The sequence below is a fragment of the Enterococcus sp. ARL09-542 genome, assembly GCF_005234805.1.
Lineage (GTDB): Bacteria > Bacillota > Bacilli > Lactobacillales > Enterococcaceae > Enterococcus_D > Enterococcus_D gallinarum.
In genome coordinates this window covers 203,005-229,397 of record NZ_QPQX01000005.1, presented here as the reverse complement: position 1 = coordinate 229,397, position 26,393 = coordinate 203,005, and the positions used below count along the sequence as shown (strand labels likewise).

The 26,393-nt window shown below is 37.3% G+C and carries 25 protein-coding genes and 2 pseudogenes; all 27 read left to right on the top strand.

All coding sequences use genetic code 11. From position 1 onward, the window contains the following. Nucleotides 1–106 precede the first annotated feature (106 nt). Nucleotides 107–691 (top strand): annotated as a pseudogene (locus DVW06_RS08020) (YveK family protein); the annotation flags it as partial. Between the two features lie 11 nt (nucleotides 692–702). Continuing rightward, complete coding sequence (locus tag DVW06_RS08015) at nucleotides 703–1,407, top strand: CpsD/CapB family tyrosine-protein kinase (protein ID WP_029486613.1); 705 nt, start codon at nucleotides 703–705, stop codon at nucleotides 1,405–1,407. A gap of 20 nt (nucleotides 1,408–1,427) precedes the next feature. After that, a complete protein-coding gene (locus DVW06_RS08010) occupies nucleotides 1,428–2,192 on the top strand; it encodes a tyrosine-protein phosphatase (RefSeq protein ID WP_029486614.1) in 765 nt (254 codons plus the stop codon). Between the two features lie 12 nt (nucleotides 2,193–2,204). Beyond that, a complete protein-coding gene (locus DVW06_RS08005; protein ID WP_117474408.1) occupies nucleotides 2,205–4,022 on the top strand; it encodes a polysaccharide biosynthesis protein in 1,818 nt (605 codons plus the stop codon). 16 nt (nucleotides 4,023–4,038) lie between these two features. Further along, nucleotides 4,039–5,169 carry a DegT/DnrJ/EryC1/StrS family aminotransferase gene (locus DVW06_RS08000; RefSeq protein WP_029486616.1) on the top strand — a complete coding sequence of 377 codons (1,131 nt, stop codon included), beginning with the start codon at nucleotides 4,039–4,041 and terminating at the stop codon, nucleotides 5,167–5,169. After that, the gene (locus DVW06_RS07995; RefSeq protein WP_029486617.1) at nucleotides 5,166–5,693 is read left to right on the top strand and encodes a GNAT family N-acetyltransferase; all 528 of its coding nucleotides are present in this window, start codon (nucleotides 5,166–5,168) and stop codon (nucleotides 5,691–5,693) included. The genes DVW06_RS08000 and DVW06_RS07995 overlap by 4 nt, the downstream gene beginning before the upstream one ends. Then, on the top strand, nucleotides 5,693–6,757 hold the full coding sequence (locus DVW06_RS07990) for a hypothetical protein (RefSeq protein WP_238696173.1): 1,065 nt from the start codon (nucleotides 5,693–5,695) through the stop codon (nucleotides 6,755–6,757). Before DVW06_RS07995 ends, DVW06_RS07990 begins: the two co-directional genes overlap by 1 nt. An 11-nt stretch (nucleotides 6,758–6,768) precedes the next feature. Then, nucleotides 6,769–7,401 (top strand): sugar transferase, encoded by a 633-nt coding sequence (locus DVW06_RS07985; RefSeq protein WP_029486619.1) that lies wholly within the window; start codon nucleotides 6,769–6,771, stop codon nucleotides 7,399–7,401. Continuing rightward, nucleotides 7,401–8,417, top strand: a complete 1,017-nt coding sequence (locus DVW06_RS07980) for a GNAT family N-acetyltransferase (RefSeq protein WP_029486620.1) — start codon at nucleotides 7,401–7,403, stop codon at nucleotides 8,415–8,417. Before DVW06_RS07985 ends, DVW06_RS07980 begins: the two co-directional genes overlap by 1 nt. Before the next feature lies 1 nt (nucleotide 8,418). Beyond that, nucleotides 8,419–9,645 (top strand): glycosyltransferase, encoded by a 1,227-nt coding sequence (locus DVW06_RS07975; RefSeq protein ID WP_029486621.1) that lies wholly within the window; start codon nucleotides 8,419–8,421, stop codon nucleotides 9,643–9,645. Between the two features lie 33 nt (nucleotides 9,646–9,678). After that, nucleotides 9,679–10,530, top strand: coding sequence for a glycosyltransferase (locus DVW06_RS07970; RefSeq protein ID WP_137264548.1), 852 nt, complete (start codon nucleotides 9,679–9,681; stop codon nucleotides 10,528–10,530). Then, nucleotides 10,530–11,636: an EpsG family protein gene (locus DVW06_RS07965; protein ID WP_238696172.1), complete on the top strand. Its 1,107-nt coding sequence runs from the start codon at nucleotides 10,530–10,532 to the stop codon at nucleotides 11,634–11,636. The genes DVW06_RS07970 and DVW06_RS07965 overlap by 1 nt, the downstream gene beginning before the upstream one ends. Before the next feature lie 11 nt (nucleotides 11,637–11,647). Beyond that, entirely contained in the window at nucleotides 11,648–12,643 is a 996-nt protein-coding gene (locus tag DVW06_RS07960; RefSeq protein ID WP_238696171.1) for an alpha-1,2-fucosyltransferase, read from the top strand. Further along, on the top strand, nucleotides 12,640–14,058 hold the full coding sequence (locus DVW06_RS07955) for a lipopolysaccharide biosynthesis protein (protein WP_029486625.1): 1,419 nt from the start codon (nucleotides 12,640–12,642) through the stop codon (nucleotides 14,056–14,058). Before DVW06_RS07960 ends, DVW06_RS07955 begins: the two co-directional genes overlap by 4 nt. A gap of 59 nt (nucleotides 14,059–14,117) precedes the next feature. Beyond that, the gene (gene rfbA, locus DVW06_RS07950; RefSeq protein WP_029486626.1) at nucleotides 14,118–14,987 is read left to right on the top strand and encodes a glucose-1-phosphate thymidylyltransferase RfbA; all 870 of its coding nucleotides are present in this window, start codon (nucleotides 14,118–14,120) and stop codon (nucleotides 14,985–14,987) included. 2 nt (nucleotides 14,988–14,989) lie between these two features. Next, a complete protein-coding gene (gene rfbC, locus DVW06_RS07945; RefSeq protein WP_029486627.1) occupies nucleotides 14,990–15,571 on the top strand; it encodes a dTDP-4-dehydrorhamnose 3,5-epimerase in 582 nt (193 codons plus the stop codon). A 14-nt stretch (nucleotides 15,572–15,585) separates the two neighbouring features. Next, nucleotides 15,586–16,614, top strand: a complete 1,029-nt coding sequence (gene rfbB / locus DVW06_RS07940) for a dTDP-glucose 4,6-dehydratase (protein ID WP_029486628.1) — start codon at nucleotides 15,586–15,588, stop codon at nucleotides 16,612–16,614. Nucleotides 16,615–16,669: 55 nt separating this feature from the next. Beyond that, nucleotides 16,670–17,500: a dTDP-4-dehydrorhamnose reductase gene (gene rfbD / locus DVW06_RS07935; protein ID WP_029486629.1), complete on the top strand. Its 831-nt coding sequence runs from the start codon at nucleotides 16,670–16,672 to the stop codon at nucleotides 17,498–17,500. A gap of 559 nt (nucleotides 17,501–18,059) precedes the next feature. Then, nucleotides 18,060–18,989 (top strand): PTS sugar transporter subunit IIC, encoded by a 930-nt coding sequence (locus DVW06_RS07930; RefSeq protein WP_137264547.1) that lies wholly within the window; start codon nucleotides 18,060–18,062, stop codon nucleotides 18,987–18,989. Beyond that, a complete protein-coding gene (locus tag DVW06_RS07925) occupies nucleotides 18,990–19,847 on the top strand; it encodes a PTS system mannose/fructose/sorbose family transporter subunit IID (RefSeq protein ID WP_137264546.1) in 858 nt (285 codons plus the stop codon). 21 nt (nucleotides 19,848–19,868) lie between these two features. Then, on the top strand, nucleotides 19,869–20,339 hold the full coding sequence (locus DVW06_RS07920; RefSeq protein ID WP_096710649.1) for a PTS sugar transporter subunit IIB: 471 nt from the start codon (nucleotides 19,869–19,871) through the stop codon (nucleotides 20,337–20,339). Nucleotides 20,340–20,350: 11 nt separating this feature from the next. After that, nucleotides 20,351–21,340 (top strand): annotated as a pseudogene (locus DVW06_RS17480) (D-isomer specific 2-hydroxyacid dehydrogenase family protein). Further along, on the top strand, nucleotides 21,337–21,738 hold the full coding sequence (locus DVW06_RS07905) for a PTS sugar transporter subunit IIA (RefSeq protein WP_029486633.1): 402 nt from the start codon (nucleotides 21,337–21,339) through the stop codon (nucleotides 21,736–21,738). The pseudogene DVW06_RS17480 and the gene DVW06_RS07905 overlap by 4 nt, the downstream one beginning before the upstream one ends. 19 nt (nucleotides 21,739–21,757) lie before the next feature. Further along, nucleotides 21,758–22,030: a UxaA family hydrolase gene (locus DVW06_RS07900; RefSeq protein WP_034706817.1), complete on the top strand. Its 273-nt coding sequence runs from the start codon at nucleotides 21,758–21,760 to the stop codon at nucleotides 22,028–22,030. Beyond that, nucleotides 22,030–23,205 (top strand): UxaA family hydrolase, encoded by a 1,176-nt coding sequence (locus DVW06_RS07895; RefSeq protein ID WP_021150022.1) that lies wholly within the window; start codon nucleotides 22,030–22,032, stop codon nucleotides 23,203–23,205. The genes DVW06_RS07900 and DVW06_RS07895 overlap by 1 nt, the downstream gene beginning before the upstream one ends. 483 nt (nucleotides 23,206–23,688) lie before the next feature. Continuing rightward, nucleotides 23,689–24,531, top strand: coding sequence for an acyltransferase domain-containing protein (locus DVW06_RS07890; protein WP_021150021.1), 843 nt, complete (start codon nucleotides 23,689–23,691; stop codon nucleotides 24,529–24,531). A gap of 386 nt (nucleotides 24,532–24,917) precedes the next feature. Further along, nucleotides 24,918–26,282 (top strand): peptidoglycan DD-metalloendopeptidase family protein, encoded by a 1,365-nt coding sequence (locus DVW06_RS07880; protein WP_131732078.1) that lies wholly within the window; start codon nucleotides 24,918–24,920, stop codon nucleotides 26,280–26,282. Nucleotides 26,283–26,393 lie beyond the last annotated feature (111 nt).

Below are 26,393 nucleotides of genomic sequence, written 5' to 3'. Positions count from 1 at the left end.
ATCCTGCTGAAATTGCTTTCCTTTAAAATGATTCATCGTCATTCCTCCTGCTATCTTTTTCTATTATTCTACCTTATTTGATAGTAGATTTAAAACTTTGCAACAGAACCCCAATCTGCAAATGATCAATACGTATAAAGACATGATCGTCAGTGACTTAGTATTGAACGAAGTCAAAGATCGTCTGGAATCAGAAAGCAATGTCAAAATGACGGCTGGAGAGATCAAAGATGCGATTGCCGTCAATCAGTCACAAAATTCCCAAATGTTTTCGATCCAAGCAACCAATCCAAATGCTGTAACCGCACAAAAAATTGCCAACACCACAGCACTAGTCTTTCAGGAAAATGCCAAAGACGTCATGAATGTGGACAAAATTTCCATCATTTCAAGTGCTGTTGCCAGCACATCACCGGTATCGCCAAATAATAAATTAAATTTGGCTATTGGATTAGTGCTGGGGCTGATGGTCGGTGTCGGACTTGCTTTCTTATTTGAATTATTAGATCGTACCGTAAAAGACGACAAATTTGTTACCGATACGATTGGCTATACGATTTTAGGGACTGTACCTCAAATGTCGCAAAAAGAATTAAATGCGACGATCCAAAAGAAACCAACAAGACCAACTTTGAAGAAACCAACGAATGACAAAACGACGGAATCTCGTCGCAGCCGTTCGAGAGTATAGGAGGAAGAGACATGGCTAAACAACAAGAACGTAAAGGGATCCAAACCCATGCAGTAAGTCTGATCACTTTAGTGGATCCTTCTTCTCCTATTTCAGAACAATATCGGACGATTCGAACCAATATTCAATTTGCGTCTTCAGCGGATCAACAAATAAAAACATTAGTCGTCACTTCTTCGGGACCAGGCGAAGGCAAATCGACCACATCTGCGAACTTAGCAGTAGTTTTTGCAAAATCAGGACAACGAGTATTGTTAGTGGATGCAGATATGCGGAAACCCACCGTCCACAAAACGTTTAATTTACTGAATAATGTGGGCGTTAGTACAGTTTTGAGCACTTCAACGAATCTAGCTGAGGCAGCCCAACAAACAGTGATCGACAATCTCTCCATTTTACCAAGTGGTCCTAAACCACCAAACCCTTCGGAATTATTGGGATCATCTAGAATGAACCAAGTGATGGCGGAAGCAAAGAAACTCTATGACATCGTGATTTTTGATATGCCGCCAGTAGTGGCAGTAACGGACGCCCAGATCATGGCGTCCAAAGCGGATGGGACGATTCTCGTTGTGCGCGAAAATGTTTCCCGCAAAGAGCCATTAACAAAGGCAAAAGAATTATTGAATATGGTGCAAGCTCGCGTATTAGGGGTAGTCTACAACGGAGCAGAGAATAACAAAGATTCAGGCTATTACTATTATTACGGGAATTAATGAATTAGGAGACGAACGAAATGATTGATTTACATTGTCATATTTTACCTGGTATCGATGATGGTGCCGAAACGATGGAAGCAAGTATTGCGATGGCAGAAAAAGCCATTAGTCAAGGAATCACTCACATCCTGTGTACGCCACATCACAACAACGGGAAATATCACAATCCAAAATCTGACGTTATTTCGTTGGTCTCTTCTTTGCAATCAGAATTAGACCAGCGAAATTTGCCCTTGACCGTATTAGAAGGACAAGAGGTACGGATAACAGGAGATTTAATTGAGGATATTCGTAATGATGAGATTTTATTTACGGATCTGGACGATACGTATATTTTGATAGAATTTCCTACCATGGAAGTACCAACATATTCCGAACAAGTCTTATTTGAACTAAAGAGCCTTGGCAAAACACCAGTCATCGTACATCCAGAGCGAAATGCCTATTTTAGAAAAGATCCGAATAATTTGCTTCCATTCCTAGACATGGGATGCTTAGCACAATTGACAGCTCCAAGCTATATGGGAGTCTTTGGGAAAGACATTCAAAAAACAGCGAAAATAATGGTTGAACACAATTTGGTTCAGATGGTAGCGTCAGATGCTCATGGAGTCAATAAACGGACTTTTTATATGAAGGAAGCGTATGAGCAGATCGCCAAAGATTTTGAACCAAACAAAGTAACTTTAATGCAACAAGTGGCGAAAGATTTGATAAATGGGGATCAAATCGATTATCCAGAATACACAACAATAAAAAAGAAAAAGTTTGGGTTATTTTAGGGGGCTTTTGAGGTGTTTGAATTAACAAGAAGAAGAAAAATAGCCACGTTGATTCTAGTGGACAGCATATTATTGGTTTTTGCCAATATTGCTTCGTATTATTTTATGAAACCATTTGTTTTGATTCCGATGGATTTTATGCAAATTTCAATTGTTCTTTCAATTGTCTTATACTGGCTATTTGGCTGGATTTTTCGTGTCTTTTCCAGAATTAATCGTTACACGAATCTGCGAGAAATGATTGCTATCTTTTTAGCGCTGACATTAAGTTCAATTACAACGATTCTTCTTCTTTTTTTCAGTAAGGAAAATTATAGTATGCGTCTGGTGATCTCTACGTACTTTCTTTCGATGTTCTTTATCATTGCTAGTCGATTAGTTTGGCGCTTGTACATCGAGAAGAAAAACAGCCGTTGCATACCTAGTGAAGAAGTAAAGAACACCTTAATTCTAGGAGCAGGCGAGGGTGGCCGAATTCTCTATAATAGCTTGTTAGGATCAAAGACTGCCGGGGATATCAATGTCGTTGGGTTCATTGATGATGATCCCAATAAAAGACATACCTATCTTTCTGGTAAGAAAGTGCTTGGCTCTATCAAAGACTTGCCAGAACTAGTTGATAAGTATGAAATTGCTATGATAACTATCGCGATTCCTTCGCTTTCCCGCAAAAAACTGCGTGAGATCTTTGAATTGATCGAGCCATTGCATGTGAAAGTAAACAGTATGCCATCTATGGAGGAAGTCGCTTCAGGAAAAATCAATCTCTCTCGTTTAAAAGAAATCGATGTGGTTGACTTATTAGGGCGAGATGAAGTTCAGTTGGATATTGATGCCATTAAAGATCAAATCACAGGAAAAACGATCCTCGTGACAGGCGCCGGGGGATCAATCGGTTCAGAAATTTGTCGTCAAGTCATCCGTTTCAATCCCCGAAGACTATTGCTGTTAGGTCATGGAGAAAACTCGATTTACTTGATTGATCGCGAATTAAGAAACAATTATCAAGAAAATATAACAGAAATTGTGCCTATTATCGCAGACATCCAAGACCGTAAGAAAATCTTTGCAATCATGGAACATTATCAACCAGAAATTGTCTACCATGCTGCGGCCCATAAACATGTGCCATTGATGGAGTACAATCCAAGAGAAGCCGTTAAAAACAACGTCTACGGAACTAAAAATGTCGCTGAAGCGGCTAAAGCAGCTAAAGTCAAAAACTTTGTCATGGTTTCAACTGACAAAGCAAATAATCCTCCGAATGTCATGGGAGCGACGAAACGAATCGCCGAAATGATCGTTACCGGATTAAATGAAGCAGGATGTACGAAATTTTCGGCTGTCCGCTTTGGGAATGTGTTAGGTTCTAGAGGAAGTGTGATTCCCGTGTTCAGGGAACAAATCGCAAATGGCGGACCAATTACCATCACGGATTTTCGCATGACGCGCTATTTTATGACCATTCCGGAAGCCAGCCGATTGGTAATTCAATCAGGAGCTTTGGCTAAAGGTGGAGAAATCTTTATTCTAGATATGAGTGAGCCAGTCAAAATCATTGATTTGGCAAAAAATATGATTCGATTGAGTGGCTATAGTGAAGATGAGATAGAAATTATTGAGACCGGGATTCGTCCTGGGGAAAAACTCTATGAAGAACTGCTATTAGATAAAGAACGAAACGATGAAGCCGTGTTTGAGAAAATTTTTGTTGGCAATATCACTGGCTATTCAATAGCAGAAGTCATGGAATTTGTTGAACAATTATCTGATGATGACAAACAGCTAGCAAAAGATGTTGTTGCTTTTGCCAATGCTTCAAATAAATAGAAAGTAGGATTGTGAATTGAGAAATAAGAGGATTTTATTGTCTTCTCCACACATGAGTGATGAAGGCTATGAACAAGAGTTTGTAAAGCAAGCTTTCGATACTAACTGGATTGCTCCTCTAGGGGCAAATGTGACTGGATTCGAAAACGAATTAGTAGATTTTTTAGGTGAGGGACATGCGGCGGCCTTGGTTTCGGGTACTTCTGCTATTCATATGGCATTGAGAGCAGTTGGAATAGAGAGAGGGGATATTGTTATTTGTCAATCACTAACTTTTTCAGCTACAGTAAATCCAATTATTTACCAAGGCGCTACACCCGTTTTTGTTGATAGCGAAAAAAACTCATGGAATATGGATCCGGAGCTTCTAAGAATGGCTTTAGAAAAATATCCAAGTGCTAAAGCTGTTATTGTAGTACATTTGTATGGGTTATCGGCCAAACTTGATGAAATTATTTCAATTTGCAAAGAGTATAATATACCGTTGATTGAAGATGCCGCTGAGTCTTTAGGGACGACATATAAAGGAAAATACACTGGAACTTTTGGTGACTACGGTATTTTTTCATTTAATGGAAATAAAATCATTACAACCTCTGGCGGAGGAATGCTTGTCTCGAAGAATGAAGAACGTATTGACAAAGTACGTTTTTGGGCAACACAAGCCAGAGATAAAGCTAGACATTATCAACATAGTGAAGTTGGATATAACTATCGAATGAGCAATATTGTGGCTGGTATTGGTCGTGGTCAGTTAAAAGTCTTGAATGATCGAATTGTCAAAAAAAGATATATCCATGACTTCTATAAACAAGAATTGAGTGGTATATCTCAAATTTCTTTCATGCCTGAAAATAATTGGAACGAACCCAATTATTGGTTATCCGTAATTGTTTTAAAAGACATGGATCCTAACAAATTGATGGACAAATTAGAAAAAGAAAATATAGAATCAAGACCAGTTTGGAAACCGATGCATTTGCAACCAGTTTTTGAAAAATACGATTTTATTGGTAACAACGTGGCAAAAAATTTATTCGAAACAGGCGTTTGCTTACCCTCTGATTCAAAAATGACGGATAAGGATTTGCGCAGAGTAACTCAGGTAATTAAAGAAATATTTATAAAAGATGGTGAAAATGTATGAACATTTGCGATGTTACAATTACATTGAGGGCTATTGAGAATGAAGATAATACATTTCTATTGAAAATGATCAACAGTCGTAGTATTGAAAGCAAAGTTTTAGGCTGGTCTTTCCCCCATTCTCATAATAGTCAAGTTGAATGGCATAATACTTTTCAGAATACTTTTAAAGATGTCAAATTGATTATCGAGTGGGATGGAATAAAAGTAGGTCTTATAGGAGCCACCAATATCGATTTGAAAAATAGCAATGCAAATGTCCATATTAAGCTCGATGAAGACGCGCCTAGACGTAAAGGAATCGCATATAAAGCAATGCAAATTTTTTGCGACTATCTATTTGATGAATTTAACTTACATTTAGTTTATGCGAATATTTTAGATAATAATCATGAATCTAAAGGTTTGTTTCAAAAACTGGGGTTTGTCCAAGAAGGAATAAGTAAATCAAGGGTTTTCAAAAATGGAAATTATCACGATGTAGTACATTTCACTAAATTTAATGAAAGACATATAAGTAAATGATGCAGTATAATGATATTGGTGGTTTTTTTGCTTTAGAAAAAAAAGCTGATTTATTTTCGTTTAGTGAACCTACGGGGAAAAAAAGTGATAACGTAGAGTATACCCTATCAGGAAGAGCTGCATATCAGTTGGTTTTAGAGGATTATTTTCGCATGCATGGACATTATCCAAAACGCGTTTTTTTCCCTGATTATTGTTGCTTGACAATGCTACAACCTTTTATTGAAAAAGATATCAACATATTTTTTTATAAAGTAAATTATGACAGCAAACAAAAGCTTCATGTTGGAAAACTTGACACATCTATAATTAATTCTGGGGATATGTTTGTCTTTATGTCCTATTTTGGCTTTTCTTTAGGCAATGAGGATTACATAGAGAGCATGCTGTGTTCTTTAATTGAAAGAAATGTTATTTTAATTGAAGACATTACTCACTCCTATTTTAGAACTAAACATGGGGATATATTAGCAGATTACCAAATAGCTAGTTTAAGAAAGTGGTGTGCAGTTGCTTCTGGGGGAGAAGCAAGAAAAAATAATGGTAGGTTTTTGGTTATTCCTTACAAAGATAGTAATGAAATTGTGAGTAAGCAATGGCAGTATATGTTAGAGAAAAGTAAGAATAATTATTTAACGAATCAGAGAGAATTATATGAAATGAATGCGCTATTTAATAGATCTTTAAGCAATTTTGATTGGAGATATAAAATTGATAATAGGTCGCTAAATTTTTGGAATCAAGTTGATTTCGACAATCTGATTAAAATTAGAAGGGAAAACGCAAAGGTTATTGTTACCAATTTCAAGGATTCTCGTTTTGAACCAATGTTTGATTATAAAAATATGGATGTTCCTCTGTTTCTTCCTTATAAATTCCATGGTGATCTGTCTAAATTAAAAAACAAGCTATCAAGGAAAGGAGTATATCTTCCAACCCATTGGCCGATTCATTTATCAGGTACAAGTAACATTTGGGAAAATGAAATATCATTGGTTTGTGATCAAAGATATTCTGTTGCAGATATGAAATTTATGATTGATAATATAACAAATGTTGGCTAGGTGAATAATTTATGTATGAAAAATATGTTAAGAGATTTCTCGATTTAGTTATTTCAGGATTAGGATTAGTAATTTTAGGTATTCCAATTCTGATTATTGCATTTTTGGTAAGAGTAAAATTGGGTAGTCCAGTGATTTTTAAGCAAGAGAGACCTGGAAAAAATGAAAAAATCTTTAAACTTTACAAGTTTAGAACGATGACTGATGAAAGAGACAATTTGGGTAGATTATTGGATGATAATTATAGACTTACATCATTTGGTAAATTTTTGAGATTAACGAGTTTAGATGAATTACCTGAGTTATATAATATATTTATTGGAGAAATGTCAATAGTAGGACCTCGACCACTTAGAGTTCAATATTTGCCTTATTACTCGAAAACTGAAAAGAAACGGCATCAAGTTCGTCCTGGTTTAACAGGGCTTGCTCAAGTCAACGGAAGAAATACTGTAAACTGGAATCTGAGATTAGAATATGATGTAGCTTATGTTGAAAACATTTCTTTTATTAATGATTTAAAAATTATTATATTGACAATTAGAAAAGTTTTAAAAAGAGAAGATATAGTGATGGGAAATGATCGAAAAGTGATCGATTTTGATGAAGAACGTCGAAATATGGAAAGATGCGGTGATAAATAGTGCTGGATATTTATTTTGAAGACAATTATGGTAGGCTTTATGAAAAGAAACCAAGCGAGATATTCGAAAAGTTTGTTTTAAAAAATGAATATGGTTGTGTAACTAACAAGTTTATAAAACGTATTATTCCCATACAATTGAATGATTCTCAAGATAAATTTTATGACATAATTACTCCGTACGGATATGGAGGCCCTATAATCGAGTCACTAAACTCTCCTTCATATAAGGAAAAATTAATTGAGTCCTACAACAAAGCCTTCAGAAATTATGCGGATGATAATAATATTGTTTCGGAATTTGTCAGGTTTCATCCCATTGTAAGAAATGCGGAAGATTTTAATAGTATATATCAAATAAAAGTTGATAGAACTACATTTGGAACTGATTTAACTCAAAATGATCCTATAGCTTATGATTTTTCAAATTCCGCAAAAAAGAAAATTAATAAACTCCTAAAAAAATATCCAATTCATTATGTATATGATGAACATCCTAAAAACTTAAACGATTTTAAAAAAATATATTATTCGACTATGGATAGAAAATCTGCGATGGATGAGTATTATTTTGACGATGAGTATTTTAATAAATTAATCGAATATTTTCCTGATAATTTAGTTACTGTGAAAATATTTCTTGATAGTAATGAAAAAAGTGAATTAATTGGAATGGGTCTCTATTTTAGATATGGCAAGTATCTACATACACATCTTTCAGGAACGCTGACCGAATTTTTGAAATTTTCTCCAGCCTATATATTGAAACAAGCATTTCTAGAATATGGTAAAGAAAATGGTTATAGTATTATTCATTACGGTGGAGGAAAAACTTCTTCTACTGAAGATAGTTTGAGGGAATTCAAAGAACGGTTTGGTCAACGTACTCAGTTCAATTTTTGTTTAGGAACCAAAATTTGGAACCAAGAGAAGTATGATGAATTTTGTACGGTGATGGGTACAACTAAGGAAAATGATTTCTTCCCAGCATATAGAAAAAAAAATAGGGAGGATTAAAGTGAAAAAAATACTCTTCATTGTTAACTATCTAATTTTAGATGAAGAAGGTGGAAACTCTCGATTCATGTATCTGGCTAAGAAATTATTAGCTGAAGGAAATGTTGAGATTGAGATAGTTACATCAAATTTTTTACATGCTAAAAAAGTTTTTCGATTAGAAAATGAAAAAAAAATTTTTATTGATAAGAAAGCAATTAAGATTACTTTCTTATCGGAATTGGGATATAAAAAAAATGTTTCTCTTAAAAGAACTTTATCAAATAAAGTGTTTGCTAAGAGCGTGTCTAAATATCTGAAAAGTATGAAGAAAAATGGAAATTTACCGGATGTGATCTATTTTTCAGTTCCTTCGTTAGAGTATGGAAATAAAGTTGTAAATTTTGCTAGAAAGAACAAGATTAATACCATCGCAGATGTACAAGATATTTGGCCAGATGCATTTGAAATGGTTAGTCCTTTTCCTAAAATTGTTAATGACATATTGTTCTTTAACTCCAAGAGGTTATCACGGAATATATATTCGAAAGCGACACGCACAATTGCAGTATCAAATACTTACGCAGAAATAATTGACAGATATAGAAAGAATGATGTTAAGACTGATGTGATATATCTGGGATCGGACTTCAAAGACTTCGATAAGTATTTTAATAAAAAAAACAGTAAAGAAAATATTATAAGATTTACTTATGTAGGAACATTAGGACACAGTTATGATTTATCCCAAGTCTTCGAGGCTTTCAAACAAATTAAAGATTTGAAAATAGAATTTGAATTTCATATTTTTGGTGATGGTCCCCTAAGAAAAACATTTGAAGATAAAGTTGTAAAATTATGTTTAACAGATGTTGTTTTTTTTCATGGTAGACTACCCTATAATGATTTAGTAGGTAATCTTGGAGAAATGGATGTTGCTATTAATCCAATACGAGATGGAGCGGCACAAAGCATTATTAATAAAGTTGGAGATTATGCTGCTGCATCATTACCAGTTATCAATACACAAGAAAATATTGAGTATAGAACCTTAGTAAAAGATTACCAGATTGGAATTAATACTATTAATGATAGCAATCAGATAGCCAAAAGTCTTAAAAAAATCATTAGTCATAGAGAGTTAATTTCGAAATGGGGGAGTAATAATCGTAGGTTAGGTAATGAGTTATTTGATAGAAGACAAACCTATAAATACCTCTGTGGAATTGTCCTTAATACTATAAATTAAAATATTTTTATTATATGAGAGGAAAAATAATTCATGAAATATGGATGTGGAGTGGTTCTATATTTTCCAACTAGTACACAAATTTCAGATGTAATAAGAAAAAAAAATGTTTTTGATCTGTTACTTGTTTTTGATAATACACCGTATAACTCAACAAAAGAAGCAAAAGAAGTAGAAGGAAAATTTCTAAATGCTGGAATTATATATATAGGCAATGGAAAAAATAGAGGGCTTTCTATTGCTTATAATATAATGTGCAAAATAGCAATGAAAAGAGAATCTGATTATTTATTGATTTTAGATCAAGACAGTCTTTTTTCAGAAATAGATATAAAAAGTATGTTTACTTTTATCGATGAATTTAAACATTCTGAAAGAGTAGGAATGTTTGTACCAACAATACAATACCAACATGATAATAACATTTCAGAAAAAAAAGAAGGTTATGAGCAAGTAAAATGGGCTATTTCGTCAGGAAGTTTTTTAAATTTGAATGCCTATAAAATGACAGAAGGATTTGATGAGTTTCTATTTATTGATAGGGTTGACTATGACTATTGTAAGTTACTTGAAAAAATGAATTATTCCATCATAAAAGTTAATTATGTATTTTTAAAACAAGAACTTGGTGAGACAAAATACGTGTTTGGAAGAAAAATTTCAGAGCATTCGGCGATTAGAATTTATTATATGTCTAGAAATAGATGGTATATTAGTTATAAGCACAATATATTTCCTAAAAAAATCATGATACCACTCCTTGGAACAATTAAGCAATTTTTTATGATTGTTTTTTACCAAAAAAATAAGTTTGAAAAAATTAGGTGCCTTAATAAAGGATTTAAAGACTTTCTTTTTTATAAAAAAGGTAGTGATAAATTATGATGGCTATTATAGTGTTCTTACCAATGATAACTTTTTTTATTTTTCAAAATTTTAAACTCACTAAAACAATAATTGCTATGGCAACAGTAATAGTAATGGCAATACTTTTTTCCTTTCAAAATAATCATGGCGGGTCGCTCACAGACTATGATGCATATTACTCACTTTGGACTTTTATAAGTAATGGTGGAAACAATCCTAACTATATTGGGTTTGAAACAGATTATGGGTTTATGTGTCTGATGTGGGTTTTATCCAGATTTACAAATAATTTTGAAATATTTTGTTTAACAATATTTATTTTAAGCTTGGTTTTTATAATATTTGGGTTTTATAAATTATCTCAAATATTACGTATCAAGTTTTCTCTAGTTCTACCAACTATATATATTGTTTATCCATTTGTGTATGATCTTACACAAATGAGATTTTTTTTAGCATACTCAATCACATTTTGCGCTATTTGTATATTGTTAAATAATAATAACAAAAATAATAGCACAAAACTGATCTTTGTCTGTTTAATAATGATGGCTACTTCTTTTCATAAGGCATCAATCGTTTATATCATATTTTTATTGTTTAATAATAAAGGATACTGGCTACTATTTAGGAAAATGTTGCCTATATTAATCATTTTGTTTTTTATTTTACGTAATCAAATAGTGACACTTCCTATTGTATCAAATTTACTTGATGGAAAAGAACAATATTTAATACTGAGCAAGGGGAGTTCAACAGCATCAGCTATTTTTGTTGGTGCTTCGTTATTTTATTATGTAATCATAACAAAATACGTTCTTCAGCAGTTTTTAAAAAATCATCCAGACCTAGTTAAGTTTAATATTAATATATTAGTGAATATGAATACTGCTATGTTGATCATAGTGCCATTTTTGTTTCAAAATTTAGATGTTGAACGAATATTTAGACCATTCTACTTATTGGACAGCATTATTATTTTTAGCAGTCTTCCATATTTTAAAAGCAATTTGATGAGGCTTAGTATTGTTCTCCCGATTTTAGTAATTCAAGTAGTTCATTTTATTCGTTTAGATGGTTTTATTGAGCAAATGATAAATAATGTAACATATGTATTATTTTGAAAATATGGGATGTGATCAAAAATTTGAAAAAAATATTCATAAAAATGCGTGGAGGCTTAGGAAATCAGCTTTTCATGTTGGCCTATGTAATAGGATTAAAAAAGAAAGATGAAGATGTTAAAATAATTATTGATAACTCAGATTATGAGCACTATCATCTGAGAAATTTTGAATTGTTAAGGTATTTGGCAGAAAATGATGATTTTATTATTGGGATGGATAAAGAAGCTTTCTATCACAAATTTCTATTCTCGTGCGTATATAAACTGTATCATTTATTCTTCTATGTTTATAAGAAATTTGGCAAAAAAATACCTATAGAGAATATTGAAACTATACTCAGAAAATTAGGTTTTGATTTTACTGAGCATGGAAATGGAAAAATAAATTATAACAACCGCTCAAATACGTATGTTTACGGTTATTTTCAAGACTATAAGTTAGTAGATAATTCAAAAGATGATCTGTTGAAAGTAATATCTAACCCATCAGTTATAAATAAATTCATGGATAATGAAAATGTTTGTAATCTCTATAATCAAATAAATAAAAGTGACAAGAACTTGGCGGTAAGTATGAGATGCGGTTCTGACTATGTTAGTTTGGGTTGGCCAATATGTACTAAAGAGTATTACCTAGAAGGAATTAAATATTTTGTGAAAAAAGAAAATATCAATACTGAAAATATTTTTATTTTTTCTGATGAAATATCTGAGGCAAAAAAAATATTAATGGAAGAGTTTCCTCAGCTAAATTATGTAAATGGCCTAAATCCTACAGAGTCTTTGTTCGTGATGTCTTTGTGTGATAACTTTATAATATCAAATAGTAGTTTTGCATGGTGGGGACAAGAGTTGTCTTCAAATAAATCAAAGAAAGTTATAGCCCCTTCGAGTTGGTTTAATAATAATGATTATAATTGTGCAAAAATTTATCGTAATAATTTTCACATATTAGATAATGAAGGAAAAGTAATCAAAGCTAACCACATTAGAGGAACGAAATGAACAATAAAACTAAACAAATTTTAAAAAATTTAAGATATGCAGTGTCGGCTAATTTATTCGTCATGATAATATCCATTATTACTAATCTTGTTTTGCCAATTTTTCTAAGTGTCGAAAATTATGGATATTGGCAATTATATCTTTTCTATTATGGATATGTAGGTTTTTTTCATTTTGGCTGGCTTGATGGTATTTATCTTGCTGAAGGAGGAAACGAATATCAAGATATTGACCACCGCAAAATTGGGAGCGAGTTTTGGTACCACTTGGTTTATGAAATATTTATAGCTTCTATAATTGTAGCTATTTCTTTAATATGGATAGAAGAGCAAAATAAACTTAATGTAATTTTGTTTACATCGTTAGCTATGGTGGTCACCAATTGTCGAACCTTTTTATTACTACTTTTTCAAGCGACAAATCGAATTAAGGAATATGCTAGCTTAGCTAGAAATGATCGGTATATTTTTCTTTTAATAGCATTGCCATACATTTTTCTTGGAGGAAAAAACTATCTTATTTTAGTATTTATCGATATTTTTTCCAAGATTGTTATGTTAGTTTATGGGTGTTACATTGCCAAGGATCTAATATTTATTAAAATATTAGCCTTGCGTGAAGTAATTGTGGATATTAAAAACAATATTATTTCTGGAAGTAGTTTAATGTTAAGCACTATTGCCAGCGGATTGATTACTGGAAGTAGTAGATTATTTGTAGAAAACCATTGGAATATAAGTACGTTTGCAAAATTGTCTTTTACTCTCAGTGTATCAAATATGATTATGACATTTATTAACGCTGTTTCAGTGGTTATATTTCCTTTATTAAGGAAGACAGATTTGGCAATACTTAAAGAATTATATCTTCATATTCGAGGAATATTTGTTGCTTTTAGTTTTGCCATTCTTTTGATGTTTTTCCCCTTAGTTGAAATTATATCTTCCGTATTGCCCGAATATAAGGAGAGTATAAAATTTATGGGAATACTATTTCCTATGGTCATATTTGAAGGAAGAATGTCTTTGTTGGTTAGCACTTTCTTAAAAACTATTCGTAAAGAAAAACACATTCTAGTATCTAACCTCATCACATTAATTATCTCTGTTTTACTAGCATATTTTAGTGTGTTTATTTTGGAAAACTTAATTTTAGTAGTAGTATCTATTTTGTTAAGTATTACTTTACGATGTTTAGTTGCTGAAAAGTTACTTTCAAAAGAACTGGAGATTGATGTATCACGTCAGGTGATTGCCGAAATTTTAATAACAGTTGCATTTGTTATTTGCAATCGAGTATTTATGAGTATTATAGGATTTTTTGTTTATTTAACTATATATGTTTGTTACATTTTCTATAATAAAGTTAATTTAGTAAAGGATTTTAGGTATATTAAAAATCTTACTAAAAATTAATTCGAAAATTATAATGTTTTAAGTGGCTTAAAAGTAATTAATGTTGAGGAGAAAAGCAAGTGAAAGGAATTATTTTAGCAGGCGGATCAGGTACACGCTTGTATCCACTGACCAAAGCAACATCCAAACAATTAATGCCCATCTATGATAAACCAATGATCTACTACCCCATGTCTACATTGATGTTGGCAGGAATCAAGGAAATCTTGATTATTTCTACACCACAAGATACTCCGCGCTTTCAAGAATTATTTGGTGATGGTCATGAACTTGGGATTTATCTGGAATATGCGATACAACAAAGCCCAGATGGATTGGCGCAAGCCTTCTTGATTGGCGAAGAATTTATTGGCAATGACAGTGTCTGTCTGATTCTCGGCGACAATATCTACTATGGTGGCGGCTTATCTAAAATGCTGCAACGTGCGGCTCAAAAAGAGCAAGGGGCAACGGTATTTGGTTATCATGTCACTGATCCAGAACGCTTTGGCGTGGTGGAATTTGACGAGCAAATGCAAGCTGTGTCGATTGAAGAAAAGCCAGCAGCACCAAAGTCCAATTATGCAGTAACAGGCCTTTATTTTTATGACAACGAGGTGGTTGAGATTGCCAAACAAATCACTCCTTCTGAACGTGGCGAGTTAGAGATCACAGATGTCAATCAAAGATACCTTGAATTAGGAAAACTATCGGTGGAAGTGATGGGCAGAGGGTTTGCCTGGTTGGATACGGGAACCCATGAGTCATTATTAGAAGCTTCGACATTTATTGAAACCATTGAAAAACGGCAAAACTTAAAAGTGGCTTGTTTAGAAGAAATCGCTTATCGCATGGGCTACATTAGTCGTGAAGCGCTGATTGAATTAGCGCAACCATTAAAGAAAAATCAATATGGTCAATACCTATTGCACCTAGCAAGTGAGGAATAGAAATGGGAAAATTACGTATCACAAAAACAAACTTAACCGATGTTGTCTTGGTTGAACCAGCAGTCTTTGGTGATCACCGGGGCTTCTTTACCGAAAGTTATTCGCAAGAAGATTTCAAAGCCGCAGGCTTAGACTATGCGTTTGTGCAAGATAATCATTCCTTGTCAGTGGAAGCCGGCGTCTTACGGGGCTTACACTTTCAAAAAGGAGAGGCGGCCCAAACGAAATTGATTCGTGTCGTGACGGGAGCCGTGCTAGATGTAATTGTGGATATCCGAAAAGGAAGTCCGACCTATGGTCAATGGGAAGGGTATATTTTATCGGAAAGCAACCATCGTCAATTGTTGGTGCCAAAAGGATTTGCCCATGGCTTTGTTACATTGACACCGAATGTCAACTTTTTGTATAAATGCGACAACTATTACAATGCACAAGCCGATGCCGGCATTGCGTTTGATGATCCAGATCTGGCGATTGATTGGCCGATTGCCAAAGAACAAGCGATTCTTTCGGAGAAAGATCAACACCATCCAACCTTACAAGCATTTGAAGCTGAAAACCCATTTGTTTACGGAGAAATTTAAGGAGTGTTCATGAAATGAAAAGAATCATCGTGACCGGCGGAGCTGGTTTTATCGGATCTAATTTTGTTCATTATGTGGTCAATCACCAACCGGATGTTCATGTGACGGTTTTGGATAAATTGACATATGCGGGAAACAAAGAAAATCTAGCCGGACTACCGGAAGACCGTGTGAAATTAGTGGTAGGCGATATTGCCGATGCGGCATTAGTTGATGAGCTGGTCCAACAGACCGATGCGGTGGTTCACTATGCCGCTGAGTCTCATAACGACAATTCATTAAAAGATCCCTTTCCTTTTGTCCAGACTAATTTGATCGGTACTTACACATTGATTGAAGCTTGTCGCAAACACCATGTTCGCTATCATCATGTTTCGACAGATGAAGTGTATGGCGATCTTCCTTTGCGGGAAGATTTACCAGGTCATGGGGAAGGACCAGGCGAGAAGTTCACCGATAAAACCCCCTACAATCCTTCCAGTCCTTATTCGTCTACAAAAGCGGGATCGGATTTATTGGTCAAGGCATGGGTTCGGTCCTTCGGACTTCAAGCTACACTCTCTAACTGTTCCAATAATTATGGCCCCTATCAACATATTGAGAAGTTTATCCCTCGACAAATCACCAATGTATTAAGTGGGATTCGCCCCAAGCTTTATGGTGAAGGGAAAAATGTGCGTGATTGGATTCATACTAACGACCATTCTTCCGCGGTCTGGGCAATTTTGACCAAAGGAACCATTGGGGAAACGTATTTGATCGGCGCCGACGGAGAAGAAGACAATAAAACAGTGATTGAAATGATTCTTGAATTGATGGGGAAATCAAAGGATGCCTATGATCATGTCAATGATCGTCCTGGTCATGATTTGCGCTATGCCATCGATGCAACAAAATTAAGAGAAGAATTAGGCTGGACGCCAGAATTTACTAACTTTAAAGATGGGCTGGCGGATACGATTGAATGGTACAAAAACAATCGTTCGTGGTGGCAAGCAGAAAAAGAACAAGTTGAAGAAACTTATGCCCAACAAGGACAATAATCTGTAGGATGAAAGCAGGAGGATTCCTGCTTTTTTCGAAAGGAAGCGAAATAAAATGTATTTAATTACTGGTGGCAACGGTCAGCTAGGTACCGAATTACGCCATTTATTGGATGAAACGGGTGTTACATATGTCTCAACTGATTCCCAGGAAATGGACATTACGGATGCAAAAGCAACGATGACAAAGATCCAAGAAATCAAACCCAAGGTTATTTTCCACTGTGCGGCGTACACAGCCGTTGATCAAGCAGAAGATGAAGGAAAAATGCTAGACGAAAAAATCAATGTTGAGGGTACCCGAAATGTGGCCCAAGCAGCTAAAGCTGTAGGAGCTACTCTCGTGTACATCAGTACTGACTATGTCTTTGATGGGACGAAAAAAGTGGGGGAATACCGTGTTGATGACCCAGTGAACCCTCAAAATGAGTATGGCAGAACCAAATTATTAGGCGAACAAGCGGTTCAAGAAATATTGACTGACTACTATATCATTCGTACTTCTTGGGTTTTTGGGCAATATGGTCATAATTTTGTTTACACGATGCAACGATTAGCAAAAGATCATGAGACATTAACCGTAGTGAATGATCAATTTGGGCGTCCGACTTGGACGCGGACATTGGCAGAATTTATGAAGTATGTGATTGATCACAAAGCACCTACCGGGATTTATCACTTGTCAAATGACAATCATTGTTCCTGGTATGAATTTGCGAAAGAGATCTTGAAAGAGACTGCAGTAGAAGTAAAACCGGTGACCTCAGAGCAATATCCGCAAAAAGCTAAAAGGCCGCAATATTCAGTGATGGATCTATCAAAAGCCAAAGCAATTGGCTTTGAAATTCCAACATGGCAAGAAGCACTTCACTTTATGTTGAAGTAAGGAATTGTTTTTATTACAATTCTAAAATCATTTTTTTAGGTCAAAGATTTAGTTTGTTTTATAACGCTGTATTACATTGGTCTACAAAGCTATTTTGACCCTATAAAATTGAAAAACTGAGGGAAGACAGTCACCAATTAACCGTCTTTTATTAACTCAAAGCCTAAAAACACCACCCCTAAGAAGATACCCCGTATCTTCTTTTTCTTTCCCAAAAAAATCCCCTCAAAAAAAACTCAACGAAAACATACGTTCCCTCTTGCCAAAAGGTAACACTTTCTATATGATGAAATGGAATAGAAACCAAATAAAAAAGGCACTTTCTACGGGTGTTGGCGCACCTGTAGAAAGCCCTGATCAGTCACCAAGTTTACACAGCTGACCAATCAAGTTGCCATAGTTGTTTCCCGAAGGAACCAACGTGTTTATTTTACCGAAAGTTGATAGCGATTACTAGTCGCTTTGTGCAATTTTTTGAAATTTTCACGTTTTTCCTGAGGTTTATTTCGCTATGTCAAAGGCATTGGACACGCTGGTCTGATGCCTTTTTTGCTGTTTCTTGATCGAGTGGTTTTCATGGGAATGGGACGCTGTTTCGTTATTGGAAGCTGCTTTTGTTGGCGGATCAAGAAATGCTTTCATCCTAGGTAAAAAGCAAGATTTGGTTTCTATTCGCCTTTCATTTTTCACTGTTGGCATTGATAGAATTAGAAACGGAGGAAAAAATATGTCAGTGATCCAGGCGTTGATCATCTCAATTTGGGTGGCGCTGATTCAAGCCCGCTTCTTCGGGTATGCCGGCTTGAATTTGCGGTTTAGTCCGCTTATGACGAGTTTATTTGTCGGTGTCGTTCTGGGAGATGTTGCCCAAGGGGTAACGGTTGGTGCAGCTATCCAATTGATTTCTATGGGTCAGATTGCGCCAGGCGGCCAGATGGCAACAGAACCGGCTGTCTCGGGAACTGTGGCTACAGCAGTCGCTATCTTGGGTAATCTAGAGCCGACAGCGGCAGTAGCAATCGCGATTCCCGTCGGAATTCTAGGAAGTTATTTATATACATTAAAAATTATCGTGAATTCTTTTGTGACCAAATACATTGATCGGGTGGTCAATAATCTGGAGGACAAGAAATTTACTTTTGCAATCGGTCTGTTGCCAACCCTATTGACGATGCTGACTCATGTGCCGGTATTGTTTATCGCTTTATATTTCGGGGCAGATTCGATAGCTAATGTTGTGACACAATTGGAAGGCACGGTTGTCTTTCATATACTGGATGTTGTCGCCAGTGCGTTAGCAGCTGTTGGGATCGCGATTTTGATTCGGATCATTGGTCAAAAGACCGATATGTTCTTTTTCTTTTTGGCATTCTTCTTAACGATTATTTTGAAAGATTTAGGAATCACCATGGTTACTTGGGCCGTACTGGGTATCGTGACTGCAGGCATTTACACCATGATTATGATCAATGCAAAGGAGGCAGCCTAGATGGATGCAGAGAATACTTCGACTGAAAACAATGGACTGACTAAAAAGGAACTGAACCAGATTTGGAATCGCTGGTACTGGATGAACGAGATCCCTCGCACCTATGAGCGACAAGTCGCACCAGCATTGATGTATGCATTGACGCCTCTGCTCAAAAAAATCTATAAAGATCCTGAAGACTTGCGGGATGCCTACAATCGGCACTTGACCTTTTGGAACACTGATGCGATCTGGGGCGGCAGTACCATTTCTGGGATTACTGCATCTCTGGAAGAACAGCGGGCCAAAGAGTTGACAGAAACAGGTTCTGAGCAGACCGTTTCAACAGAATTGATCGAAGCAACGAAAGTCGGATTGATGGGACCAATGGCAGGGATCGGGGATTCCATTAATAATGGCACGTTGCAGTATCTATTGATTGCGATTGCACTGCCTTGGGCTGCAGATGGTTTATGGTTCGGTGCGGTTATTCCCTGGATCGTCTTTTCTGTTGTGACGTATCTCTATGGCCGTGCATTTGTCCACTTTAGTTATCGGTTAGGGAGGCAAGCGGCTCGAGAACTGATTGCTGGGACAAGAGCCAATTTAATCATGAAAGCGTTGACGATTCTTGGTATGTTCATGATGGGAGTGACGGCGGCACGGTTTGTGACGATTCAATCTTCATTATCTTTTGTCCTGTCAGAAAGAGAATTTTCTTTACAGAGTATTCTGGACTCTATCTTGCCAGGCATCTTACCACTTTCACTAGTCATGGGCTTGTACTTCTACTTTGAAAAGAAGGGTCTGAATGTACTAAAAGGGATGTTATTGTTGACTGTTATCGTTGGATTGCTGGCAGCGATCGGAATTTTATAAATCAGAAAGAGGGTGTCACAAATGGGGAAAATTACTTTTGCTCGAGTAGATAGTCGTTTGATTCATGGCCAGATCGTGACAAAGTGGGCCAAGTCTTCGGGTGCGAATACAATTTATATTATCGATGACGCGGTGCGTTCCGATGATTTTTCGATGGATATTTATATGGCTTCAGGAAAACGTTACGGTTTTCAAGTGAAGGTATACAGCATAGCGGAAGTACTGGCAGCTTGGGAAGCCAATCAGTTCGGTGCAGATAAAGTATTTGCTTTGTTCAAAACGGTAGCAACAGCGATCAAGTGTTTGGAGTTGGGGTTACCGTTACCTTGTTTGAATCTAGGCGGCACGCCAAAAAGACAAGCGGCCGAGTTCTTCATCAAAAATGTTGCCCTAACCGAGACAGAGTTGGAACAATTGCGTCAATTATCAGCTGAAAAGGACATCAAGATTTATGCGCAAACGGTTCCCGAAGCAGCGAAGAAATCGATTTAGGGGGGACGTCGATGAAAAAAATTGCAGTAGTCAATTCAAAAAGTTTTGGCAAGTTTTTTCCGGAACATATCCAACGACTGCAAGCATTTGGTGAAGTGGACTTTCATCTGTTTGAACCAACGATTAAAGGGGCACAACTGGCTGAGGCACTCAGGGACTATCAGTGCATTATCGCTAGTGTCACGCCAACTTTCGATCGTACGTTTTTTCAGAATACACCAAATCTTGGACTGCTTTGCCGTCATGGTCTAGGGGTCGATAATGTAGACCTTAGTGCTGCAACCGAAAATCAGGTACTGGTGACCAAAGTTTTAGGACCAATCGAACGGCAAGCGGTAGCAGAACATGCGATTGCTTTGTTAATGAACGAACTTCGTAAGATCAATAAAGGGCAGCGGCTGATCAAAAATGATGAGTGGCACTTGCGGTCGAGTTGCAATAGTTTTGAACTCAAGCACGCAACGGTCGGTGTGATTGGCTATGGCAATATCGGCTCCAAGGTTGGCTAGATTCTGCATGAAGGCTTTGGTGCTGAAGTGCTAGTCTATGATCCTTATAAGTCTGTTGAAGACATTCACAAAGCAAAAGGAAAAAAAGTATCTTTGCCGGAATTATTGTCAGAAGCGGATGTCATCACACTTCACTGCAATCTTTCAGATGAAAACCAGCGGATGCTTTCTGATGCAGCTTTTGATCAAATGAAGCAGCATGTCTTGCTGATCAATACTGCACGTGGGGAATTGGTGGATGAAGCAGCTTTGATCCGTGCGTTGGCTAGAAAAGAAATTTCCGGTTATGCTGCCGATGTCTTTTGCCACGAACCGTTAGATCCTGCGCATCCATTACTGGCTTTTGAAAATGTCACATTGACCCCTCATATCGGTGCGTATACTTCTGAAAGTTTAGCCGGAATGGGAGATCATGTAGTGACGAATATTGAGCGCTTTTTTGCGCACTTAGAACCCTTTGGTCTGGTGAATGAAAGGAGTTGGTCGGTATGATTGGTATGCAAATTATTTCTCATGGCGAATTCAGCCAAGGGATCGTTCATTCGTTACAAATGATCATTGGTGAGACACAGCAGATGGCGTTCGACACACTTGCTGAAAATGAAGAGGTCGACAGTTTCCGTCAAAAAATTTTAGATCAAAGCCGCAAGCTGGATAGGGGGCATGGGGTCTTGGTATTTGTCGATATGTTTGGAGCAACGCCTTACAACTGTGCTTATTATAATTCACAATTTTTTGACCCTAACCATTATCAGATCGTTGCCGGGTTCAATCTGCCGTTAGTGATTGAAGCAATCATGCAACGTGAACAGATGTCTTTGTCACAATTAGTCGCACATTTGCGTCAGGCAGCGATCGACACGATTGTCTTTCAAGACAAATATGAGTGAAGAGAAAGTGAGGCAGTCTATGTATACGGCATTAATGATGCGTCCCGAGGACAATGTTGCCATGGTTTTGCAACCAACGCCGGCGGAATCATCCGTGAAGATTGTTAATCAAGCGACCTTAAATGAATTCCTGATTGTCCAGTCTATTGACAGCTACCATAAATTTTCTGTAAAAGATATTGAATCTGGCGAAGAGATTATCAAATATGGCGAAGTGATAGGGATTGCTACAGCAGCGATTACCAAAGGTGAACATGTGCATACACATAATGTGAGGAGCATCAGAGTCTAATGAAACCAATAATGGGTTATAAACGATCCGATGGGCAATATGGGATCCGCAACAAAATTTTAGTCATTGCGACAGTGGGCTGTGCCAATGAAACTGCACGCCGTCTGGCTGAACGAATTGCCGGCACGGTCTTTATCCCAGCTGGAAAAGGCTGTGGTCAAATTGGAGATGCAGTAGAAATCACCAAACGAACGTTGACGGGATTTGTCTTAAATCCCAATGTCTATGGGGCAGTCTTTGTCGGGTTAGGCTGTGAGACGATTCAGCCTCACGAAATGGTGGCTCGGGTTCAGAAGGTATCAGACAAACCGGTCTACTCTTTTAGCATCCAGGAAGAAGGCGGGACAACAAAAACAATCGCGACAGTCGTTCCTTTATTAGAAAGACTGGTAGGCGCGGCTGCCCGGATTGTGAGGGAACCCGTTGAACTATCTGCTCTTACTTTAGCGACCAATTGTGGCGGCAGTGATGCAACCAGTGGGTTATCCGTTAATCCTGCTTTAGGAGTTGCGACAGAACTTTTGGTAGCTGCAGGCGGTCGATCGATCCTAGGAGAAACGACAGAATTGATCGGTACAGAGCATATCTTGATCCGTCGTGCCAAAAACCAACAAGTCAAACGGGATATTCAGACTATCATTGGCGGTCTCGAAAAACAATTTGAACGTCTCCAAGTAGATATTCGAGGAGCAAATCCTTCACCTGGTAATCAAAAAGGTGGTTTGACGACACTTGAAGAAAAATCGTTAGGCGCAATCATGAAAGCAGGACACGCCACGATCAATCAAGTCGTCAAATATGGAGAGATCGCCACTGAAAAAGGGGTGATCATTATGGATACTCCCGGATACGACATTGAATCTGTGACAGGGATGGTGGCTGGCGGAGCCCAAATCTGTGTATTTACAACGGGCAGGGGCACACCTATCGGAAATCCCATCGTACCAATGGTTAAGATTACCGGTAATCATGAGACGTATCAACAAATGTCTGAACATATGGATCTTGATTTATCTGCGATCATTACTGGCAAGATGTCCATCAAGGAAGGCGGCGAAAGGATCCTTTCGGAAATGATCGAAGTAGCAAATGGAAAACGAACTGCAGCGGAGAAATTAGGCTTTCAGGAGCTAGCGATTTATCGCAACAATGAAGTCTGGGGCTGTGATTTATAAAACAGCCCCAACTAAATACTGCTAAACATCCTATCTAGGTGATTTAGCAGTTGCTATTAAGTCGATCGTACTTTTGAAAAACTGTCACTTTCAGCAATCGTCATTACTGCAATAAAAAAGAAATATCAAGAAAGTACAATCAAGCAAGAACTGTTATCGAAAAACGATGTAGCGCCCTCCAGAAGTTAGCTGTTTCAGCTATCCTATAGAGGGCGCTCTCTTACGAATAGATTCTTGAAGGAATGTGTAAGAGGGCCTTTTCGGATAGAGGACGGATTTCTTCGTGAAAAAAATGCCTAGAGAGGAGGCACAAATGAGTCTATCTTCTTTGAAGCAATAATGGGTTAGGATTTTAATATAAACCGGTATATTTTAGTATCATTTAAGCGCTAGACTTTTTATAATTAGATGAAGCGATTACAAGCAAAGTTTGATGTCATAGATCAATAAGAAGAATTCCAGGTTGATAATAGAAGGAACAACATGTTAGCGAACAGTGAGCCATTACAGCAATTGATGGATTTAATTGAAATCCCCGTTTTAGTCCAAGAGAAAGTGAACGCAGCCTTAGAGGAGCTGCAAGAACAAGAGATGATTACTAGTGTACATAAATTGCTCGATCCAGTAACAGCTTCAGCAGAAGCCAAGTGGTTATCCCAACTGTACAAAGAGGAGTCGATGAAGGAATTGGCGATCCATTTGTATGCAGCGACCATCAGCTGGAAACATATTTATCAACCGCTGCAAATTCCTCATGAGATTTATTTGGCTACGATGAGGGCATTTACTCGATTCTTAAAAGAAACGAAACAAGTCGGTAATCAGGATGTGTTTGATCGTGGATTTTGGACATGGCGGTATTTGTGCGGATTAGAATTTAGGATCGATCAGCTAGAATTTGAAATGATCGCCGCTGATCATAAGAGCAAAGCACCACAACTTGAAGGTCAAACCTATCTTTCTCTTCACATCCCTTCAGATGCAAAACTGGTTCATGAGCAAGTCCAAGAAAATTATCAGTCAGCCAGAATGTTTTTTGAAACCTACTTTCCTGCATACGCTTCAGCACCAATTGTGACGGATACTTGGCTGCTTTCGCCCAAGTTGAAAGAATGGCTGCCAGCAACTTCCAACCTCGTTTTGTTTGGAAATGACTACGAACTGCTGTTGACAGAACCAGAAAAAAATGACAGCGTACTCTGGCTCTTCAATACTATTTCTAACGATGTCAGCAAGTATCCCGAAAACACCACCTTACAAAAAGCAGCGAAGGCATGGCTGTTAGCAGGGAATGCGATTGGATCGGCTGTCGGGCGCTTGCAGTAATTTTGCACTAGTAGGAACATGACTATCCCAATGCTTTTACCACCGGAATGGTTTTTCCTGAAGAAGCGATTGTAGTAGCTGCAGCTGATTTGGCAACTGGACGATTCAATTGACTGTGGTGTCGATCATTCAATGAAAATCAAACAGAGATAGAGGCGTGCGCAATGAGTGAGCATGCCTCTATCTCTTTGTGTAACAAACCTCCGATTTATTTAGTCTGAAAAGAATCAAAAAGCAATTTACGATTCATGCGGGAATCTAACAAGTTGATTGCAACGAGATGTCAGAATTTTGCATCCAGATGTTTTTCCTGTGATTCTGCCCAAAAGCAGCAAAATATTCGGTATGCTAGTAGAAATGAAAAGTAGGATTCAAAAGGAGATAGCATGAAAAAACTGGAAAAATTGATAGTCGCAAGCTCGTTGATGTTGATAGGTTTTCCATTGGTTGCAAACGCAGAGGATGTCGATCGTCAAATTCAACAACAAACCCAGCGAATCAATGAAATCAAAGGGGAATCTGCTTCAATAGAGGCGTTCAAACAAAAGACGGAAACGGAGATCCAGCAACTTGAATCTGAAATGGACTCGATTTTGGCATCAAAGGCTAGCACCGAGCAAAAGGTCAACAAAATCGCGGTTGAAATCAAGGAATTGGAGGAAAAAATCGCCAAACGGAAAGAAACACTGGCGAATCAAGCAAGAGATATTCAAGTTTCAGAACCTTCGAATGCCATGATGACGACATTACTTGATGCTGACTCACTAGGTGAAGCAATTCAACGAGCCATTGCATCTGTCACCATCATGAATGCCAGCAATAGTATCGTTGAGCAACAGCAAAAAGACATCGAGACAAGTATCAAGCTCGAAAAAGAACTAGAAGAAAAACTATCCGAAATTGAAACTCATGCGAGCGAGCTGCAACAAAAGCAAGAAGAGCTTGCAGATGTACGATTGAATCAGGATGTGGCATTGGCCGACTTACGATTGTCTCTGAATCAAGAAGAGAGCAAAAAGTCTGATTTGGAAGCAGAAAAAGCGGCTGCTAAAAAGAAACGGGAAGAAACACTGAAACAATTAGCAGCAGAAAAAGCGTTAGCTGCAGAAGCTAAGAAACAGGCACAAGCTGAGGCAAAAAAAACTCAGGAACAAGCGAAAAAACAAGTAGCCGCTGAAGCAGCGGTCTCTCAAGAAAAAGAGTCGGCAAAAGAAACCGGCACAGAAGCAACGACATACGCTAATGCTTCTACACCAATCAATGAAGAGACCAACATTGAAGAAACAAGTAAAAAAGAAACCAATCAAGATACTGACCAAGAAACACCGGAGCTTGCTAGTGGAAATCAAACAAGCGGTTGGTCTTTACCGGTCGATTCTGTCCATATCTCGAGTCGTTTTGGATACCGTACAGATCCAACGGGCTCTTCCGGCAACCAGCACAATGGGATCGACTTTACCGGCAGCAGTGGAACACCGATTTATGCGATTCAAGGTGGGAAAGTGGTAGAAGCCGGTTATGGTCCGTCCACAGGAAATTATGTGATCATAAAGCATCCGAATGGCATCTATAGTTATTACATGCACTTCAATGCATTGCCTGCTGTTAGTAGCGGTCAAAGTGTCACAGCACGTCAATACCTTGGTGGAATGGGAACAACTGGAAATTCGACTGGTGTCCATCTACATTTGGGAATGGCGACAGGACTATGGTCAGGCTTCTTTGACCCTGCGTCTGAATTAGGCCTCTAAATAAAAAAAGCAGCGGCTGCTTGCAGTGATCCGAAAAGTTGGACCAAAAGTCAACTTTTCGGACACACTTCATTTTTGCCGCTGCTTTTTATTATGGTCATTGCTTGCTGT

Coding starts and splice junctions, on each gene's coding strand:
- DVW06_RS07880 (WP_131732078.1), top strand. CDS start 24,918: ATGAAAAAACTGGAAAAATTGATAGTCGCAAGCTCGTTGATGTTGATA.
- DVW06_RS07920 (WP_096710649.1), top strand. CDS start 19,869: ATGGGGAAAATTACTTTTGCTCGAGTAGATAGTCGTTTGATTCATGGC.
- DVW06_RS07925 (WP_137264546.1), top strand. CDS start 18,990: ATGGATGCAGAGAATACTTCGACTGAAAACAATGGACTGACTAAAAAG.
- DVW06_RS07890 (WP_021150021.1), top strand. CDS start 23,689: ATGTTAGCGAACAGTGAGCCATTACAGCAATTGATGGATTTAATTGAA.
- rfbC (WP_029486627.1), top strand. CDS start 14,990: ATGGGAAAATTACGTATCACAAAAACAAACTTAACCGATGTTGTCTTG.
- DVW06_RS07965 (WP_238696172.1), top strand. CDS start 10,530: ATGGCTATTATAGTGTTCTTACCAATGATAACTTTTTTTATTTTTCAA.
- DVW06_RS07895 (WP_021150022.1), top strand. CDS start 22,030: ATGAAACCAATAATGGGTTATAAACGATCCGATGGGCAATATGGGATC.
- rfbD (WP_029486629.1), top strand. CDS start 16,670: ATGTATTTAATTACTGGTGGCAACGGTCAGCTAGGTACCGAATTACGC.
- rfbB (WP_029486628.1), top strand. CDS start 15,586: ATGAAAAGAATCATCGTGACCGGCGGAGCTGGTTTTATCGGATCTAAT.
- DVW06_RS08015 (WP_029486613.1), top strand. CDS start 703: ATGGCTAAACAACAAGAACGTAAAGGGATCCAAACCCATGCAGTAAGT.
- DVW06_RS07900 (WP_034706817.1), top strand. CDS start 21,758: ATGTATACGGCATTAATGATGCGTCCCGAGGACAATGTTGCCATGGTT.
- DVW06_RS07955 (WP_029486625.1), top strand. CDS start 12,640: ATGAACAATAAAACTAAACAAATTTTAAAAAATTTAAGATATGCAGTG.
- DVW06_RS07985 (WP_029486619.1), top strand. CDS start 6,769: ATGTATGAAAAATATGTTAAGAGATTTCTCGATTTAGTTATTTCAGGA.
- DVW06_RS07990 (WP_238696173.1), top strand. CDS start 5,693: ATGCAGTATAATGATATTGGTGGTTTTTTTGCTTTAGAAAAAAAAGCT.
- DVW06_RS07905 (WP_029486633.1), top strand. CDS start 21,337: ATGATTGGTATGCAAATTATTTCTCATGGCGAATTCAGCCAAGGGATC.
- DVW06_RS08010 (WP_029486614.1), top strand. CDS start 1,428: ATGATTGATTTACATTGTCATATTTTACCTGGTATCGATGATGGTGCC.
- DVW06_RS07995 (WP_029486617.1), top strand. CDS start 5,166: ATGAACATTTGCGATGTTACAATTACATTGAGGGCTATTGAGAATGAA.
- DVW06_RS07970 (WP_137264548.1), top strand. CDS start 9,679: ATGAAATATGGATGTGGAGTGGTTCTATATTTTCCAACTAGTACACAA.